The sequence below is a fragment of the Amycolatopsis sp. YIM 10 genome (assembly GCF_009429145.1).
In the GTDB taxonomy this organism is placed as follows: domain Bacteria; phylum Actinomycetota; class Actinomycetes; order Mycobacteriales; family Pseudonocardiaceae; genus Amycolatopsis.
In genome coordinates, this window is sequence record NZ_CP045480.1 from 3,978,382 (window position 1) to 3,993,320 (window position 14,939).

General features: G+C 70.6%; 17 protein-coding genes. 9 read left to right on the forward strand and 8 right to left on the reverse strand.

The genetic code is table 11. The features are described 5' to 3' along the window. Positions 1–9: 9 nt before the first annotated feature. Positions 10–921, forward strand: coding sequence for a LysR family transcriptional regulator (locus YIM_RS19195; protein WP_153031668.1), 912 nt, complete (start codon positions 10–12; stop codon positions 919–921). Here YIM_RS19195 and YIM_RS19200 read toward each other — a convergent pair. The 3 genes from YIM_RS19200 to YIM_RS19210 are packed head-to-tail and all read right to left on the reverse strand — an operon-like array spanning position 918 to position 4,316. Beyond that, positions 918–1,658: a succinate dehydrogenase/fumarate reductase iron-sulfur subunit gene (locus YIM_RS19200; RefSeq protein WP_153031669.1), complete on the reverse strand. Its 741-nt coding sequence runs from the start codon at positions 1,656–1,658 to the stop codon at positions 918–920. The two genes, YIM_RS19195 and YIM_RS19200, sit on opposite strands and share 4 nt — an antisense overlap. Then, positions 1,655–3,580: a fumarate reductase/succinate dehydrogenase flavoprotein subunit gene (locus YIM_RS19205; protein ID WP_153031670.1), complete on the reverse strand. Its 1,926-nt coding sequence runs from the start codon at positions 3,578–3,580 to the stop codon at positions 1,655–1,657. The genes YIM_RS19200 and YIM_RS19205 overlap by 4 nt, the downstream gene beginning before the upstream one ends. Before the next feature lies 1 nt (position 3,581). Continuing rightward, entirely contained in the window at positions 3,582–4,316 is a 735-nt protein-coding gene (locus YIM_RS19210) for a succinate dehydrogenase cytochrome b subunit (RefSeq protein WP_228004823.1), read from the reverse strand. An 81-nt stretch (positions 4,317–4,397) separates the two neighbouring features. On the opposite strand from YIM_RS19210, the gene YIM_RS19215 reads away from it, so the two are divergent. From YIM_RS19215 to mmuM, 3 genes are all read left to right on the forward strand, one after another. Continuing rightward, the gene (locus YIM_RS19215) at positions 4,398–5,330 is read left to right on the forward strand and encodes a LysR family transcriptional regulator (protein ID WP_153031671.1); all 933 of its coding nucleotides are present in this window, start codon (positions 4,398–4,400) and stop codon (positions 5,328–5,330) included. A 108-nt stretch (positions 5,331–5,438) separates the two neighbouring features. Further along, the gene (locus YIM_RS19220; protein ID WP_153031672.1) at positions 5,439–5,837 is read left to right on the forward strand and encodes a peptidase inhibitor family I36 protein; all 399 of its coding nucleotides are present in this window, start codon (positions 5,439–5,441) and stop codon (positions 5,835–5,837) included. 39 nt (positions 5,838–5,876) lie between these two features. Next, positions 5,877–6,761, forward strand: coding sequence for a homocysteine S-methyltransferase (gene mmuM / locus YIM_RS19225; RefSeq protein ID WP_153031673.1), 885 nt, complete (start codon positions 5,877–5,879; stop codon positions 6,759–6,761). A gap of 42 nt (positions 6,762–6,803) precedes the next feature. Here the strand turns inward: mmuM and YIM_RS19230 are convergent, their stop codons facing one another. Together YIM_RS19230 and YIM_RS19235 are read right to left on the reverse strand one after the other, a co-directional pair. Then, the gene (locus YIM_RS19230) at positions 6,804–7,961 is read right to left on the reverse strand and encodes an NAD-dependent formate dehydrogenase (RefSeq protein WP_153031674.1); all 1,158 of its coding nucleotides are present in this window, start codon (positions 7,959–7,961) and stop codon (positions 6,804–6,806) included. A 93-nt stretch (positions 7,962–8,054) separates the two neighbouring features. Then, on the reverse strand, positions 8,055–8,981 hold the full coding sequence (locus tag YIM_RS19235; RefSeq protein WP_153031675.1) for a LysR family transcriptional regulator: 927 nt from the start codon (positions 8,979–8,981) through the stop codon (positions 8,055–8,057). Between the two features lie 73 nt (positions 8,982–9,054). On the opposite strand from YIM_RS19235, the gene YIM_RS19240 reads away from it, so the two are divergent. Both YIM_RS19240 and YIM_RS19245 read left to right on the forward strand, forming a co-directional pair. Next, entirely contained in the window at positions 9,055–9,483 is a 429-nt protein-coding gene (locus tag YIM_RS19240) for a MarR family winged helix-turn-helix transcriptional regulator (protein WP_194240213.1), read from the forward strand. A gap of 115 nt (positions 9,484–9,598) precedes the next feature. Next, positions 9,599–10,288 (forward strand): DJ-1/PfpI family protein, encoded by a 690-nt coding sequence (locus YIM_RS19245; protein WP_228004824.1) that lies wholly within the window; start codon positions 9,599–9,601, stop codon positions 10,286–10,288. Positions 10,289–10,298: 10 nt separating this feature from the next. Here the strand turns inward: YIM_RS19245 and YIM_RS19250 are convergent, their stop codons facing one another. Continuing rightward, positions 10,299–11,171, reverse strand: a complete 873-nt coding sequence (locus YIM_RS19250; protein ID WP_153031677.1) for an LLM class F420-dependent oxidoreductase — start codon at positions 11,169–11,171, stop codon at positions 10,299–10,301. Between the two features lie 100 nt (positions 11,172–11,271). Between YIM_RS19250 and YIM_RS19255 the strand changes: the two genes are divergently transcribed. Both YIM_RS19255 and YIM_RS19260 read left to right on the forward strand, forming a co-directional pair. After that, positions 11,272–12,195, forward strand: coding sequence for an MBL fold metallo-hydrolase (locus YIM_RS19255; RefSeq protein ID WP_153031678.1), 924 nt, complete (start codon positions 11,272–11,274; stop codon positions 12,193–12,195). Between the two features lie 10 nt (positions 12,196–12,205). Further along, complete coding sequence (locus tag YIM_RS19260; protein WP_228004825.1) at positions 12,206–12,931, forward strand: SDR family NAD(P)-dependent oxidoreductase; 726 nt, start codon at positions 12,206–12,208, stop codon at positions 12,929–12,931. Here the strand turns inward: YIM_RS19260 and YIM_RS19265 are convergent. Further along, a complete protein-coding gene (locus tag YIM_RS19265) occupies positions 12,913–13,533 on the reverse strand; it encodes a TetR/AcrR family transcriptional regulator (RefSeq protein WP_153031679.1) in 621 nt (206 codons plus the stop codon). The genes YIM_RS19260 and YIM_RS19265 overlap by 19 nt on opposite strands. Before the next feature lie 77 nt (positions 13,534–13,610). On the opposite strand from YIM_RS19265, the gene YIM_RS19270 reads away from it, so the two are divergent. Continuing rightward, positions 13,611–14,543, forward strand: coding sequence for an SDR family NAD(P)-dependent oxidoreductase (locus YIM_RS19270; RefSeq protein ID WP_228004826.1), 933 nt, complete (start codon positions 13,611–13,613; stop codon positions 14,541–14,543). Here the strand turns inward: YIM_RS19270 and YIM_RS19275 are convergent. Next, entirely contained in the window at positions 14,530–14,928 is a 399-nt protein-coding gene (locus YIM_RS19275; protein ID WP_153031680.1) for a hypothetical protein, read from the reverse strand. The two genes, YIM_RS19270 and YIM_RS19275, sit on opposite strands and share 14 nt — an antisense overlap. Between the last annotated feature and the right edge of the window lie 11 nt (positions 14,929–14,939).

Here is a 14,939-nt window from a genome sequence, read left to right on the forward strand (position 1 = left end):
ATGGATCGCATGGAACTGCGAGTTCTGCGCCTGTTTCGGGAGGTCGCCGAGGGCGCGACGGTGACCGATACGGCAACCCGGGCGAGGGTCACCCAACCGGCGCTTTCCCGCGCGCTGAAACGGCTGGAGCACGAAGTGGGCGCCGAGCTGTTCCAGCGCTCCGGCCGCGCGCTGCGGCTGACCCCGGCCGGGCGCGCGTTCAAGCAGCACACCGACGCGGTGCTGGAGAGCTACGACCTCGGGGTGCGGGCGGTCGGTGAGCTGGTCGACCCGGACACCGGTGTGGTGGCGCTGGCGTTCCTGCACACGCTGGGCACCTGGCTGGTGCCGCCGGTGCTGAGCGGGTTCCGGCGGCGCCACCCGCGCGTGCGGTTCGAGCTGCGGCAACACGGCGAGGCGGGGCTGACCGCGGAACTGCTCGACGGCACCGCCGACCTGGTGCTGACCAGCGGCGATCCCGGCGACGCGCGGATAGCCTGGCAACGCCTGCTGGTGCAGCCGCTGCGCGTGGCCGTGCCGCCGAACCACCGGTTCGCCCGGCGAAAGCAGATCCGGCTCGCGGAACTGGCCGACGAGCCGTTCATCTTGCTGCGCAAGGGTTACGGACTGCGCGACACCACCGAGGCGCTGTGCGCCGAAGCCGGGTTCAGCCCGCTCGTCGGCTTCGAGGGTGACGAGGTGGAGACGCTGCGCGGCCTGGTGACCGCCGGACTCGGCGTCTCGCTGCTGCCGCTGCCGCACACCGCGATGTTCCCGCCGTCCCCGGCGGAGCACCCGGCACCGCACCTGCGAGTGTCCGATGTGGTCTGTGCGCGTGACATCGGCATCGCCTGGCTCGCGGGCCGCGACCTGCCACCGGCCGGCGAATCCTTCCGGCGGCACGTGCTCGCCACCGCACCCCGGGCCCTGCCGGAGGACTAGCGGCGTCGCGAGGCGCGCAGGAACTCCCGGTTCAGGTTGGCGATGCTGGTGAACGGGATGCCCTTGGGGCACGCCGCCACGCATTCGCCGACGTTCGTGCAGCCGCCGAAGTCCTCGGCGTCCATCGTCTCCACCATGTCCAGGACGCGCTGTTCGCGTTCCGGCGAACCCTGCGGCAGCACGTTCAGGTGCGTCACCTTTGCCGCGGTGAACAGCATCGCCGAGCCGTTCGGGCAGGCCGCCACGCAGGCACCGCAGCCGATGCAGGTGGCGTTGTCGAAGGCCAGGTCGGCGTCCGGCTTCGGCACCGGGGTGGCGTGCGCCTCGGGCGCGGCGCCGGTGGGGGCGGTGACGTAACCGCCAGAGCCGATGATCCGGTCGAACGCCGATCGGTCCACCACCAGGTCCTTGACCACCGGGAAACCCTTGGCCCGCCACGGTTCCACGTCGATCACGTCACCGTCGCGGAAGGAGCGCATGTGCAGCTGGCAGGTGGTGGTCCGCTCGGGGCCGTGCGCCTCGCCGTTGATCACCACCCCGCACGAACCGCAGATGCCCTCGCGGCAGTCGTGGTCGAAGGCGACCGGCTGCTCGCCGTGCCCGATGAGTTCCTCGTTGAGCACGTCCAGCATCTCCAAAAAGGACATGTCCGGGCTGACGCCGTCGACCGGGTAGGTGACCATGCCGCCTTCGTCGGCCGGGCCGGACTGGCGCCAGATGCGCACGGTGAGCTTCACGTGTAACTCCGCTGGGTGGGGTGTACGTAGTCGAATTCGAGATGTTCCTTGTGCAGCACCGGCTTTTCCTCGCCGTACTGCCAGGCGGCGACGTAGCTGAACCGCTCGTCGTCGCGCTGCGCCTCGCCTTCGGGTGTCTGGTGCTCTTCGCGGAAGTGCCCGCCGCAGGACTCTTCGCGGACCAGGGCGTCGAGCAGCATCAGCTCGCCGAACTCGAGGAAGTCGGCGACGCGGCCGGCCTTCTCCAGCTCCTGGTTCAGCTCGGCGCCGCTGCCGGGAATGCGCACCCGCCGCCAGAATTCCTCACGCAGCGCGGGAAGCCGTCCGAGTGCCTTGCGCAGCCCGGTTTCGTTGCGGGCCATGCCGCAGTGATCCCACATCAGCATGCCCAGCTCGCGGTGGAAGGAGTCCACCGTGCGATCGCCCTGCACGGCCAGCAGCCGGTCCACCCGTGAGCGCACCTCGGACTCCACTTCGGACGCCGCGTCGGGCGGCACCGGCTCGAAGGTGCCGCGCGCGAGGTAGTCGTTGATCGCCGGTGGCAGAACGAAGTAACCGTCCGCCAGTCCCTGCATCAGCGCGGAGGCACCGAGGCGGTTCGCGCCGTGGTCGGAGAAGTTGGCCTCCCCGATGGCGAACAGCCCGGGCACGGTGGTCTGCAGGTCGTAGTCGACCCACAGCCCGCCCATCGTGTAGTGGATCGCCGGATAGATGCGCATCGGGACCTCGTACGGGTTCTCCGCGGTGATGCGCTCGTACATGTCGAAGAGGTTGCCGTACTTGGCTTCGATGGCCGGACGGCCGAGGCGCGCGATGGCGTCGGCGAAGTCCAGGTACACGCCGAGCCCGCCCGGCCCGACCCCGAAACCGGCGTCGCACTGGTTCTTCGCCGCCCGCGAGGCGATGTCGCGCGGCACCAGGTTGCCGAAGCTCGGGTACAGCCGTTCGAGGTAGTAGTCGCGTTCGGACTCCGGGATCTGGTTCGGCGGGCGCTCGTCCCCGGCCCGCTTCGGCACCCAGATGCGCCCGTCGTTGCGCAGCGACTCGCTCATCAGCGTCAGCTTCGACTGGTGCTCGCCCGAGCGCGGGATGCAGGTCGGGTGGATCTGGGTGAAGCACGGGTTGGCCAGGTAGGCGCCGCGCTTGTGCGCCCGCCAGATGGCCGTGGCGTTGGAGCCCTTGGCGTTGGTGGACAGGTAGAACACGTTGCCGTAGCCACCGGTGGCCAGCACCACCGCGTCCGCGAGATGGCTGGTCACCTCGCCGGTGATCAGGTCGCGCGCCACGATGCCGCGGGCCCTGCCGTCGACCACGATCAGGTCGAGCATCTCGGTGCGCGCGTGCATTTCCACGTTCCCGGCGTCGATCTGCCGCGACAGCGCCTGGTACGCGCCGAGCAGCAGCTGCTGCCCGGTCTGCCCGCGCGCGTAGAAGGTGCGCTGCACCTGGACCCCGCCGAACGAACGGGTGTCGAGCAGCCCGCCGTACTCGCGGGCGAACGGCACGCCCTGCGCGACGCACTGGTCGATGATCTGCCCGGAGATCTCCGCCAGCCGGTACACATTGGACTCGCGGGAGCGGAAGTCACCGCCCTTGACCGTGTCGTAGAACAGCCGGTACACCGAGTCGCCGTCGTTGCGGTAGTTCTTCGCGGCGTTGATCCCGCCCTGCGCGGCCACCGAATGCGCGCGGCGCGGGGAATCCTGGAAGCAGAACTGGGTCACGTGGTAACCCTGCTCGGCCAGGGTGGCCCCGGCCGAGCCGCCGGCCAGCCCGGTGCCGACCACGATCACCCGGTGCTTGCGGCGGTTGGCCGGGTTGACCAGCTTCGCGGTGAACTTGCGCTCGTCCCAGCGGCGCTCGATCGGGCCGCCGGGTGCCCTGGTGTCGGCGATCGGCTCGCCCGGTTCGTATTCGTCCATGTCAGTTCACCATCCCGGTCATCACGGCGATCGGCACCAGCAGGAAGCCCGCGGTGATCACGAAGGCGAGCGCGGACCCGGTGCCCTTGAGCGCCCGCCGCCGCGCCGGGTGGTTCACCCCGAGTGTCTGCGCGGCGCTGAAGAAGCCGTGGTTGATGTGCAGGCCGACGAGGATCACCGGCACGAAGTAGATCAGGTTGATCCACCACACCTGGAAGTTCGTCACCACGTTCTGGTACGGGTGGTGCGGCACGAAGTCGGGGTGCACCGCGCCCACGGTCAGGTCGAGCACGTGCCAGACCAGGTAGAAGGCGATGATCACCCCGCCCCAGCGCATGGTGCGGGTGGCGAAGGTGGCCCTGGGGCGCCTGCCGTGCACGTAGCGCACCGGCCGCGCCCTGCGGTCGCGCCGGGAGAGCTGGGCGGCCGCGGTGATGTGCAGGACCAGCGCGATCAGCAGCCCGGTGCGCTGGATCCACAGGTACCACCCGTGGTGCAGCACGGGCCCGCCGATGGTGCGCAGCCAGGCGGAGTAGGCGTCGAACTCGGCGGGGCCGAAGAAGATCTTGAGATTCCCGGCCATGTGCGCGAGCAGGAAGGCGACCATGAGCAGGCCGGTGACCGCCATCACCACCTTCTTGCCGATGGTCGATCGCCAGAAGTCCAGTAGTGCCGGGCGTTTTCGCGTCTTCTTCTTCGTTGCTGCCGACGCTGTCCCGGCGGGTGCGAGTACCACGCTTCGACGGTAAGCCGAGTGCTGTTCAGAGGGCAAACAGATCTTTGCTCTGATGACGAGAGCCTATGCCTATGATGGGGTATGCAGTTCCAGCAGCTGGCGTACTTCGTGGCGGTCGCCGAGACGCGGCACTTCACCCAGGCCGCCGAGCGCATGCGGGTGGCGCAGCCCTCGCTGTCGCAGCAGGTCAAGGCGCTCGAACGGGACGTCGGCGCGACGCTGTTCCACCGCATCCGCGGCAACGTCACGCTCACCGAGGCGGGGGAGACGCTGCTGCCGTTCGCCCGCCGCATCCTCGCCGAGACCGAGACGGCCTACCGCGCGGTCCGCGAACTCGACGAGCTGGGGCGCGGGCGGGTGCGGTTCGGGGCGACGCCGAGCCTGTGCACCGGCGTGCTGCCGCGCCTGCTGGCCACCTTCCGCGGCAAGTACCCCGGCATCGAACTGGTGCTGCAGGAGGGCGGCTCGCGGGATCTGCAGGCGGCGCTCTCGGAGGGCACGCTGGACCTGGCGATGATCGTCGACTCCCGGGTGCACGACGATCACCGGCTCTCGACCGTGCCGTTGTTCGTCGAAGAGCTGGTGGTGATCTCGCCGAAGGACGAGCCGGCGCCGGTGGCGGGGGCGCGGATGAAGATCCGCGACCTGCGCGGTCATCCGCTGGTGATGTTCCGCCGGGGGTACGACCTGCGCGAGGCGACCATGGACGCGTGCCGTGCCGAGGGCTTCGAACCGGATTTTGCCATCGAGGGCGGGGAAATGGACGCGGTGCTCGAATTCGTCCGCGCCGGGATCGGTCTCGCCGTGGTCCCGGGGACGGTGGTCGGGGACCGGTTCCGCATCACGCGATTCGGTCCGCCCGGCCTGGCCCGCACCGTGCGCCTGGCCTACCGGCGCGACGTGGAACCGTCCCGCGCGGTGCGTGCCCTGCGCGACGCCGTGCCGCGCCTGCTCTACCAGGCCACCGCCGCCACCACCGGCGAAACCCTTACGCGCATAATCCAGGTGGAGTAAGGGTTTCAGCGTGGACGGAAACCCGTGACCACCCCGGTCCGGGCGCAGTAGCTTTCTCCCGACGGCGGGCCATCACGCGCCGGCCGGACACTGGGGAAAGGGTTCGCTGTGCTTTCGAGGATCACGCAGTTCATGGCCGCCGCGTTGTTCGCGCTGGTGCTGGTGCCGGGGACGGCTTCGGCGGCGCCGGTTTCGAGTTCGGGTCCGGCTTCGAGTTCGGCAGCGGAAGGCGTCAACGACTGTCCCGGCAACTGGATCTGCTGGTGGAGCCAGAGCAACTACAACGGCCAGCGCGCCGGTGGCGAGCACGGCGCGGACGGCTGCTGGAACCTGGTCGGGCCGCCGAACTTCGCCTACTCGATGACCAACAACACCAACGTCAACATCACCATGCAGTCGCGGCCGTGTGGTGAGTCCGGTCAGCAGCGGGCGGAACTGCCGCGCCAGAGCACGAACCCGAACACGCCGTTCCAGGTGCGCTCGTTCCTGCGCTGCGCGGCCTGCTGAGCGGAGCGTCTACCCTGGACCGGGACCAGGGGAGGTGCGATGGACTTCGGCGCGCGGCCGGTGGTGCTCGACGGCGGTTTGTCCAACCAGCTGGCCGCCGACGGGCATGATCTCAGCGGATCGTTGTGGTCGGCGAGGTTGCTGCTCGACGACCCGGAGGCGATCGTCGCCGCGCACGAGGCGTACTTCCGCGCCGGGGCGCAGATAGCGACGACGGCGAGCTACCAGGTCAGCTTCGAGGGGTTCGCCGCCGCCGGGATCGACGCCGCGAAGGCGTCGGAAGCGTTGCGGCGCAGCGTCGAACTGGCGAGGGAGGCCGCAGCCCGAGTGGGGGGCGGGCTGCGGGTGGCGGCGTCGGTCGGGCCGTACGGGGCGATCACCGCGGACGGGGCGGAGTACCGGGGGCGCTACGGCCTGAGCAAGGCGGAGCTGGCTGGGTTCCACCGGAAACGGCTCGACGTCCTGGTGGACGCCGAGCCGGATTTCCTTGCCGTGGAAACGATCCCGGACCTCGACGAAGCCGTCGTACTCGCCGAACTCGTCGGCGAGTACGACGTCCCGGCCTGGCTTTCGTACACTGTGGACGGTGCACGCACCAGGGCGGGGCAGCCGCTGGCCGAGGCCTTCGCCGTGGCCGCCGGAAGCGACCGGATCGTCGCGACGGGGGTGAACTGCAGCTCCCCGCACGACACCGGCGCGGCGATCGCCCTGGCGGCGCGGGTGTCCGGCAAGCCGGTGGTGGTCTACCCGAACAGCGGCCAGGAGTGGGACGCGGAAACCAGGACCTGGCGGGGAGAACCGGCGTTCGGCCCGGTGGCGGACTGGGTCGATCGCGGTGCCCGCCTCATCGGCGGCTGCTGCCAGGTCGGCCCGGACCAGATCCGCACACTGGCGACGGTGATCGGCTGGACGCCGCCGGGTTGACGGCGGCCCCAGCAAACGGTTCCACCGCTTGCAAAACACTGCCTAGCGCGTCGAGTACGAGTGGGCGCCGGCGCCTGCCAGTTTTCCGGCGTCCACGATCAGGTACTCCTCCCGCAGCGGCTGCTCGTCGAACCAGTGCTCCAGGATCTCCCGGGTCCCGGCCGCGTAGCGCGCCTGGGCGGACAGCGAAGAACCCGAGATGTGCGGCGTCATGCCGTGGTGCGGCATGGTGCGCCACGGGTGATCCGCCGGCGCGGGCTGCGGGTACCAGACATCGCCCGCGTACCCGGCCAGGTGGCCCGATTGGAGCGCCCGCACCACGGCGTCGCGATCGGTGATCTTCGCCCGCGCGGTGTTGACCAGGTAGGCACCCCGCTTCATGGTGGCGATCAGGTCGTCGTCGAACAGGCCCTCGGTTTCCGGGTGCAGCGGCGCGTTGATGGTCACCACGTCGCAGTGCGGCACCAGGTCGGCGGCGCTTTCGTGGAAGGTCAGGCCCAGCTCGCGTTCGACCTCGGCGGGCAGGCGGTGCCGGTCGGTGTAGTGCAGGTGCACGTCGAACGGCTTGAGGCGGCGCAGGATCGCGGTGCCGATCCGCCCGGCGGCCACCGTGCCCACGTGCATGCCTTCGACGTCGTACGAGCGCGACACCGCCTCGGCGATGTTCCAGCCACCCTCACTGGCGATCCGGTGCGCGGGCAGGTAGTCGCGCACCAGCGAGAGGATCATCATCACCGCGTGCTCGGCGACGCTGATGCTGTTGCAGTAGGTCACTTCCGCGACGGTCACCCCGTGCTCGATGGCCGCGTCCAGGTCGACGTGGTCCGACCCGATGCCCGCGGTGATCGCGAGCTTCAGCTTCGGCGCCTTCGCGATCCGCTCGGCGGTCAGGTAGGCGGGCCAGAACGGCTGGGAGATCACGATGTCCGCGTCGGCGAGTTCGTGTTCGAACACCGAATCGGGGCCTTCCTTGTCGGCGGTGACCACCAGGGTGTGGCCGCGGCTTTCGAGGAAGTTCCGCAGGCCCAGCTCGCCGGAGACACTGCCGAGCAGGTGCCCGGGGGTGAAGTCCACGGCCCGTGGCGCCGGCAGCGTCTGCCCGTCCGGGTAGCGGTCGATGCGGGGCAGGTCGTCACGCGGGTACGTGGCGGGATGGCCGGTGGCGGGGTCGTCGTAGAGCACGCAGAGCACCTTTGCCATGACACAGCTCCTCGGTAGTTGGCTCTCCTCCCAGCCTCGCGGCGCTTTTTCCGGCGGTCAAAGCGTTTGCTTCGATGTCGAGATAGCCGAGATCTATGAACCGAGGTGGTGTTCGGCCAGCCGCTCCAGCTCGCCGCGCACGTCGATCTGCCGCGTGGACTCGGTGAAGGCCCGCGCCAGCATCGGTTCCGGGTCGCGCCGGGGGAGCACCAGGCCGATCCGCGGTGCCTGCGGGGTGTCGCGCAGCCGCAGCACGCGCATGCCCGCCGGCACGCCGAACATGTGCAGCCAGGCGTGGGAAATGACGCTGTACCACGTACGTGTGGCGACGTGGGCGTACAGCGCGGCCACCGAGTCGGTTTCGATCGCCGGGGCCACCGTCACCCCGCTCGCGGCGAAGATCCCGTCGAGGATGCGGCGGTTGCGCATCCGCTCCGAGAGCAGGCACAGCGGGACCGCGGCGGCCTGCGCCCACGTGGCGCTCCCGGCGCGGGAGAGTTCGCTGTCGTCGGGCGCGAGTAGCAGGTAATGCTCCTCGTAGACGGGCAGCCGCCGCACCGGCCCGAGCGGTTCACCGTCCAGATAGGTCAGTGCCAGGTCCAGTTCGAACTCCGCCAGCTCGTGCACGATGTCCCTTGAGGACAGTGAGTGCAGCGCGACCCTGGCGTGCGGGTGGCGTTCGCAGAACGGCGCGGTGAGCAGGGAGACCGCGGTGAGCGCGGTCGGGATGGCGCCGATGCGCAGCGTGCCGGTCAGGCCGTGGCGCATCTCCGCGAGATCGGCGAGCAGCGCGTCGCGCTCGGCCAGCATCCGGTGCGCCCACCGCAGGACGCGCTCGCCCTCGGGGGTCAGCCCGCCGAACCGGCGGCCGCGGTGGACCAGCGGGGTGTCCAGTTCCCGTTCCAGCGTCCGGATCGCCGCGGACAGCGACGGCTGCGACACGTGGCACGCCTGCGCGGCCCGGCCGAAGTGGCGTTCGCGAGCCAGCGCCACGAGGTATTCGAGTTGGCGTAGGAGCACATCCGGCAGTCTGGCGCAGAACCGCGGATGACGTGAGATCATGCCGCCGGTGACGGCAGGAGGAAACGGGCAGATGGCAGACGAGCCACCGCGGTTGACCGCGTCGCTGGCGATGAACCTGGTCGCGGCCGGGCGGGAAGCGCAGCGGCGGATCGAGGCCGCGCTGGCGCCGCACGGGCTGACGCTGCGCCACCTCGGTGCGCTGGGCCACCTCGCGCGGCGGCCCGACCTGTCCTACAGCGACCTGGCGCGGCGCTCGGGCATCACCGCGCAGAGCATGCACGCCACCGTCCGCCTGCTCCAGGAAGCCGGTGCGGTGGCGGACTCCCCGGTCGAACGCGGACGGCGGGCGCGGCTCGAAGTCACCGCCAAGGGCCGGGACCTGCTGGACGAGGTCGCCCTCGCGCTCGACCGGATCGACGCGGAGCTCCTCGACGGCCTCACCGCGCAGCAGCAGACCACCGTCCGCGACTTCACCCGAAGCCTGCTGCCCTTCCCCTGACCGGCTCGGACGCAACTCAACCCCGCGGCGCGGGTTGCCCAGAACCGGAGTATCAGCCAGACTTTAAGCGAGACTGATACTCTGGCCGGGTCCCGCCTACCGAGGAGGCCGCGAAATGACCCTTTCCATTCCCGACGCGTCGATGCCCGAGGTGACCCTGGCGATCCTGGTCGCGCCCGGCTACATGCCGGTGGACATCATCGGCATGCACACCATGTTCGGCATGCTGCCCAAGGTGAACCTCCACCTGGTCTGGAGGAACACCGACGAACTGACCGGCACACCGGCCTTCCCGACCCGGCCGACCACCAGCTTCGCCGACTGCCCGCGCGACGTGGACATCCTGTTCGCCGGTGCCGTCCCGCCCGCGGTGTTCCAGGACGAGGAAACCCTGGAGTTCCTGGCCGATCGCGGCGGCCGCGCCCGCTGGGTGGCCGCGTCCTGCACCGGCGCGCTGCTGCTGGGCGCGGCCGGGCTGATCAAGGGCTACCGGGCCACCACGAACTTCCAGGCGACCCACCTGCTCGAGCACTACGGCGCGACCCACCAGGCGGGCAACGTGGTCGAGGACCGCAACCGGATCACCGCGGGACCGGCCACCGGCGGGTTCGAGATCGCCTTCCGCCTCATCCAGGACATCTACGGCGACGACCTGGCGCGCGAAGCGATCCTGCAGGCCGAGTACGCACCGGAACCGCTGTTCGACGTCGGCAGCGTTGCGCTGGCGGGACCGGAGCTGACCGCCCGCGCGCGGGCGCACATCCGGCCGCTGACCGAAGAACTGGAGCGCGTCGTGCTCGGCTGAACCGGGCGGCTCAGAGCTCGGCGAGCTTGGGCACGGCCGGGGCGAGCTGCTCGATCCACGCGGCCGGGGACCCGGTGGTCGGGGTGACGATCACCGCTTCCACGCCGAGTTCGGCGTAGGGCGCCATCGAGGCGACGAACTCGTCCTGGTTGCCGGGCTCCGGCCGCGGGTTGTTCGCGATGATCGTCTTGCGGATCTCGGCGTAGTCGCGGTCCACGTCGTCGCAGTGGCGGCGCAGTACGCCCAGCTTGTGGCGGACATCCTCCGGCGAGCTGCCGAACAGGTTGCACGCGTCGCCGTACTGCGCCACCAGCCGCAGCGTCTTGCGTTCCCCGCCACCGCCGATGAGCACCTTGGGCCGGTTGATCGGCTGCGGCGAGCACAGCGTTTCGGCCAGTTGGTAGTGCTTCCCGTCGAACGGCCCGTTGTTCGCCGGATCCCACATCTGCCCGCAGATGCGCAGGGTTTCCTCGAGCCGTTCGAACCGCTCGGCCACCGGCGGGTACGGTACGCCGAGGCCGTGGTGCTCGCGCTCGAACCACGCCGCGCCGAGGCCGAGCACGGCCCGGCCGCCGGAGAGCACGTCGAGCGTGGTGACGATCTTGGCGAGCAGGCCGGGGTGGCGGTAGGTCACCCCGGTCACCAGCAGGCCGAGATCGATGGTCGTGGTGTGCGCGGCGAGAAAGCCGAGCGTGGTGTACCCCTCCAGCATGTTCGCCTCGGCGGGCAGGCCGACCGGTTCGATCTGGAAGTAGTGGTCCATGAACGACAGCCAGGTGGCCCCGGCCGCCTCGGCCGCGGCGCCGACGCGGGCCAGCTCACCGGCGATGGCCGTGGTGCCACCCTCGATGTCGAAGATGGGAAGGTGAATGCCGAGTTCCATGGTTGCCGGTCTCCTCAGTGCTTCTGCGGGTTCGTTTTCACGCTAGGACCTGGAGCGCGCTCCAGCGCAACCCGGAAGCGGTGCCGATAGGGTGGTCCGCATGGGACCGGACTCCGGCGAACTCACCGAAATCGCCGACGGCGTGCACGCCTACGTCCAGCCGGACGGCACCTGGTGGGTGAACAACGCGGGGGTGATCGCCGGGGACGGCGGCACCTTCGTGGTGGACACCTGCGCCACCGCCGAGCGCACGCGCCGGTTCCTGGACCTGGCCGCCGAAGCCACCGGGACGCCCACCCCGCGCTGGGCGGTCAACACCCACCAGCACGGCGACCACAGCTACGGCAACAGCCTGCTGCCCGGGTCCACCGTGCTGATCGGGCACGAGGCTATGCGCGCGGCGCTCGCGGTGGACCCGCTGATCGAGTACTGCCCGCCGGTGTGGGAACCGCGGCCGGACTGGGGCCCGGTCACCCGGCGCCTGCCGGATCTCACGATGACCACCGATCTCGTGGTGCACAACGGGAATCGGCGGATCGAACTGCACCACCCCGGCTACCAGGCACACACCGGCGGGGACGTGGTCGTCTGGCTGCCGCGCGAGAAGGTGCTGTTCACCGGGGACCTGGTGTTCAACGGGCTGACCCCGATGATGGGCATGGGCTCGTGCGAGGGCGGGCTGCTCTCACTGGAATGGCTGGCCTCCTTCCGCGCCGAGCACCTGGTGCCGGGGCACGGGCCGCTGATGCGTGCCGAGGACGTGCCGGAGGTGTTCGAGAAGCTGAGCGCGTACTACCGGCTGGTGCTGGACACCGCGGCCGCCGGGCTGCGTGACGGCCTCACCCCGCTGGACGCCGCGCGGCGGTGCGACCTCGGCGAGTTCGCCGGCTGGGCCGACAGCGAACGGCTGGTGCTGAACCTGCACCGCGAATACGCCATCGCCGCCGAGTCCGAAGTGGACCTGGTGGCCGCCTTCACCGACGCGGTCACCTACCACGGTGGCCCCTTGCACACGACGGTCTGAGGTGGAGCAGGTGAAGGTCGCGATGATCACCGGGGCGGCACGGGGCATCGGCGAGGCGGCCGCGCGGCGGCTGGCCGCCGACGGTGTCGCGGTCGCCCTGCTCGACGTCGATCCGGTGGTCGAACAGGTCGCGGCCGGGATTCCCGGTGCGATCGGCCTGCACTGTGACGTCAGTTCCGAGTCCGACTGGGCCGGCGCCGTGGCGCGGTGCCGGGAGCGGCTCGGGCCGGTGGACATCCTGGTGAGCAACGCCTACACGGTCGAAGTCGTGCCCGCGCACGAAATGAGCCTCGCGTCCTGGGAGCGGCAGCTCGCGGTCACGCTGACCGGTGCGTTCCTCGGGTTCAAGGCCTGCCTCGACGACCTGCGCCGGGACGCGCGGGGCGCGGTGGTGCTGACGTCCTCGGTGCACGCGCTGACCGGGCTGCCTGGCCGGGCCGCCTACGCCTCGGCGAAGGCCGGGCTCACCGGTCTCGCGCGCCAGCTCGCCGCCGAGTACGGCACCGAAGTGCGGGTGAACTCGGTGTTGCCGGGGCCGGTGCTGACCGCCGCGTGGGACGACATCAGCGAAGAGGATCGAGCCGCCAGCGCCGCGCAGACCATGCAGAAACGGTTGGGACGCCCGGAAGAGGTCGCCGCCGCCATCGCCTTCCTCGCCGGGGACGACGCCTCCTTCATCACCGGCGCCTCCCTCGTCGTCGACGGCGGCTGGAGCACCTACAAAACGTCCTCCTGACGCGACGGCATTTCGAAGCGGGCCGCGCCGAGGGCGGTGAAGGCGGCGTCGACCGAGTTCGACAGGCGGGCCGGGTCGCCATCGCCGAGATGCCTGCCCGCGTTGAAGCAGGCCAGCGCCAGCTGCGGGGCCAGCGCGGCGACCAGCGGCGTGGCGCCGGCGTCGCGCAGGTTCGCGGTGACCGTCTCGGTGAACCGCTGGAGCTTCCGGTTGCCGCGATCGTGCAGTTCCGGGTTGTCCCGCAGCAACCGCTCGTGCCGCCGGAAGTGCTCGGCGTCCTTGGTCGCCTCCGCGCACACCGCGAGCACCGCCAGCCGGATCTGCGCGAGCGCCGTCTCCAGGTCCGGCGCGGTGCCGCTGATCGAGGCCCGGTGGCGCTCGGCGAGCGCGTCGAGCAGGTCCTGCTCGTCGGCGAAGACGACCTCCTGCTTGTCGCCGAAGTAGCGGAAGAAGGTGGTGCGCCCGACCTCGGCCCGCTCGGCGATGTCCGCGACGGTCACCTCGGCGAACCCGCGCTCGGCGAAGAGCTCGAACGCGGCGCGGACGATCTGTTCCCGCGCGCGCTGCTGCTTGCGCTCGCGGAGTGGGGCACGGCCGGTCATACCGGTCAGCCTAGCGCCCCGGGCCGGGATTCCGTATGGTACTGAGTACCAATAGGTATCAGATACCAGGAGACTTCATGCCGACCAGCACGATCCTGATGACCGGCGGCGGGCGCGGCCTCGGCCGCGTGGCCGCCGAACGCCTGCTCACCACCCAGCCCGACCGGCATCTGCTGCTGCTCGCCCGCGACGGCGACCGCCTCGTCCGCGAGCTGCGGGAGCGCACGGGCAGTGCGAACGTCTCCGCGATCACCTGCGACCTGGCTTCGCTCGCCGACATCCGGGCCGCCGCCGAGGAGGTCGGCAGGCGGCTCGACGACGGTGAGATTCCGCCGCTGCGCGACTTCCTCGGCAACGCGGGCGTCCAGATGGCCTCGACCACCAGCACCACCGCCGACGGGTTCGAGACCACCTTCGGCGTCAACGTGCTCGCGAACTACCTGCTGCTACGGCTGCTGTTCGACCGCTTCGAAGCGCCCGGCCGCATCGTGGTGGTGGGCAGTGGGGCGCACTTCGGCGATCTCCGGCACAACCTGGGCCTGGTGCCCGCGCCGAAGTGGGCGCCGGTGGCGAAGCTGGCCGAGCCGGGCACGGAAACCGCCTCCACGGCCGGGCGCCGCACCTACGCCACCAGCAAGCTCGCGGTCATCTATCTGGTGCACGCGCTCGCGCGCCGGTTGCCGGAGGGGGTGGACATCTACACCTACGATCCCGGGCTGGTGCCGGGCACCGGGCTCGTCCGCGACGCCTCGCCGGTGGAGCGGCTGGCCGCGCGGATCATCATGCCGATCTTCCGCCTGACCCCGCTGGCGATGGGGCCCGCGGCTGCCGGGCGGCTGCTCGCCGACACCATGACCGGGCCCCGCCCCGGTCGAAGCGGTTCCTACCTCGACCGGGGCAAGGTGGTTCCGTCGTCCCCCGACTCGCACGACGAAACCAGGGAGGAAGAGCTGTGGCAGGTCGCCGCCCGCCTGTGCGCCCTTCCGGGTGAGCTGGTCAGACGTGCGTGACCAGCAGGGTGACCCCGGCCTCGCCACCGCAGTCGACGAACACCGGGCCGACCCCGTTGCCGACGGTCTGTGACAGCGTGGCCTTCGCCTCGAACCCGTTGGGGTCCTCGGAGAGGATCCGGATGTGCTCCAGCACGGGCTTGCCGTTGAAGCCGCTGTGCACCGCGCGCAGCTTTTCGCCGCCACCGCAGTGCCCGGTGATGGTGACCTCCTGGCCCCGCTCGGTGGTCGGGTTCGGCGTCACCTTGACCACCGCCCTGGCCCCCTTGGGTGGGGTGGGCTCGTCCGAAGCGAACGCGCCCGAGGCGCCTGCCGCGCCGAGTCCGCCCGCGATGACGGTGACCCCGGCGGCGGCACCGGCGATTTTCTGCTTCTTGTTCGCCATGGAAATCCCTT

What these genes read in the sequence shown, in the direction of transcription:
- YIM_RS19270 (WP_228004826.1), top strand. Translation starts at nt 13,611, where the DNA reads ATGCCGACCAGCACGATCCTGATGACCGGCGGCGGGCGCGGCCTCGGC.
- YIM_RS19240 (WP_194240213.1), top strand. Translation starts at nt 9,055, where the DNA reads ATGGCAGACGAGCCACCGCGGTTGACCGCGTCGCTGGCGATGAACCTG.
- YIM_RS19275 (WP_153031680.1), bottom strand. Translation starts at nt 14,928, where the DNA reads ATGGCGAACAAGAAGCAGAAAATCGCCGGTGCCGCCGCCGGGGTCACC.
- YIM_RS19250 (WP_153031677.1), bottom strand. Translation starts at nt 11,171, where the DNA reads ATGGAACTCGGCATTCACCTTCCCATCTTCGACATCGAGGGTGGCACC.
- mmuM (WP_153031673.1), top strand. Translation starts at nt 5,877, where the DNA reads ATGGACTTCGGCGCGCGGCCGGTGGTGCTCGACGGCGGTTTGTCCAAC.
- YIM_RS19265 (WP_153031679.1), bottom strand. Translation starts at nt 13,533, where the DNA reads ATGACCGGCCGTGCCCCACTCCGCGAGCGCAAGCAGCAGCGCGCGCGG.
- YIM_RS19215 (WP_153031671.1), top strand. Translation starts at nt 4,398, where the DNA reads ATGCAGTTCCAGCAGCTGGCGTACTTCGTGGCGGTCGCCGAGACGCGG.
- YIM_RS19245 (WP_228004824.1), top strand. Translation starts at nt 9,599, where the DNA reads ATGACCCTTTCCATTCCCGACGCGTCGATGCCCGAGGTGACCCTGGCG.
- YIM_RS19205 (WP_153031670.1), bottom strand. Translation starts at nt 3,580, where the DNA reads ATGGACGAATACGAACCGGGCGAGCCGATCGCCGACACCAGGGCACCC.
- YIM_RS19195 (WP_153031668.1), top strand. Translation starts at nt 10, where the DNA reads ATGGAACTGCGAGTTCTGCGCCTGTTTCGGGAGGTCGCCGAGGGCGCG.
- YIM_RS19255 (WP_153031678.1), top strand. Translation starts at nt 11,272, where the DNA reads ATGGGACCGGACTCCGGCGAACTCACCGAAATCGCCGACGGCGTGCAC.
- YIM_RS19230 (WP_153031674.1), bottom strand. Translation starts at nt 7,961, where the DNA reads ATGGCAAAGGTGCTCTGCGTGCTCTACGACGACCCCGCCACCGGCCAT.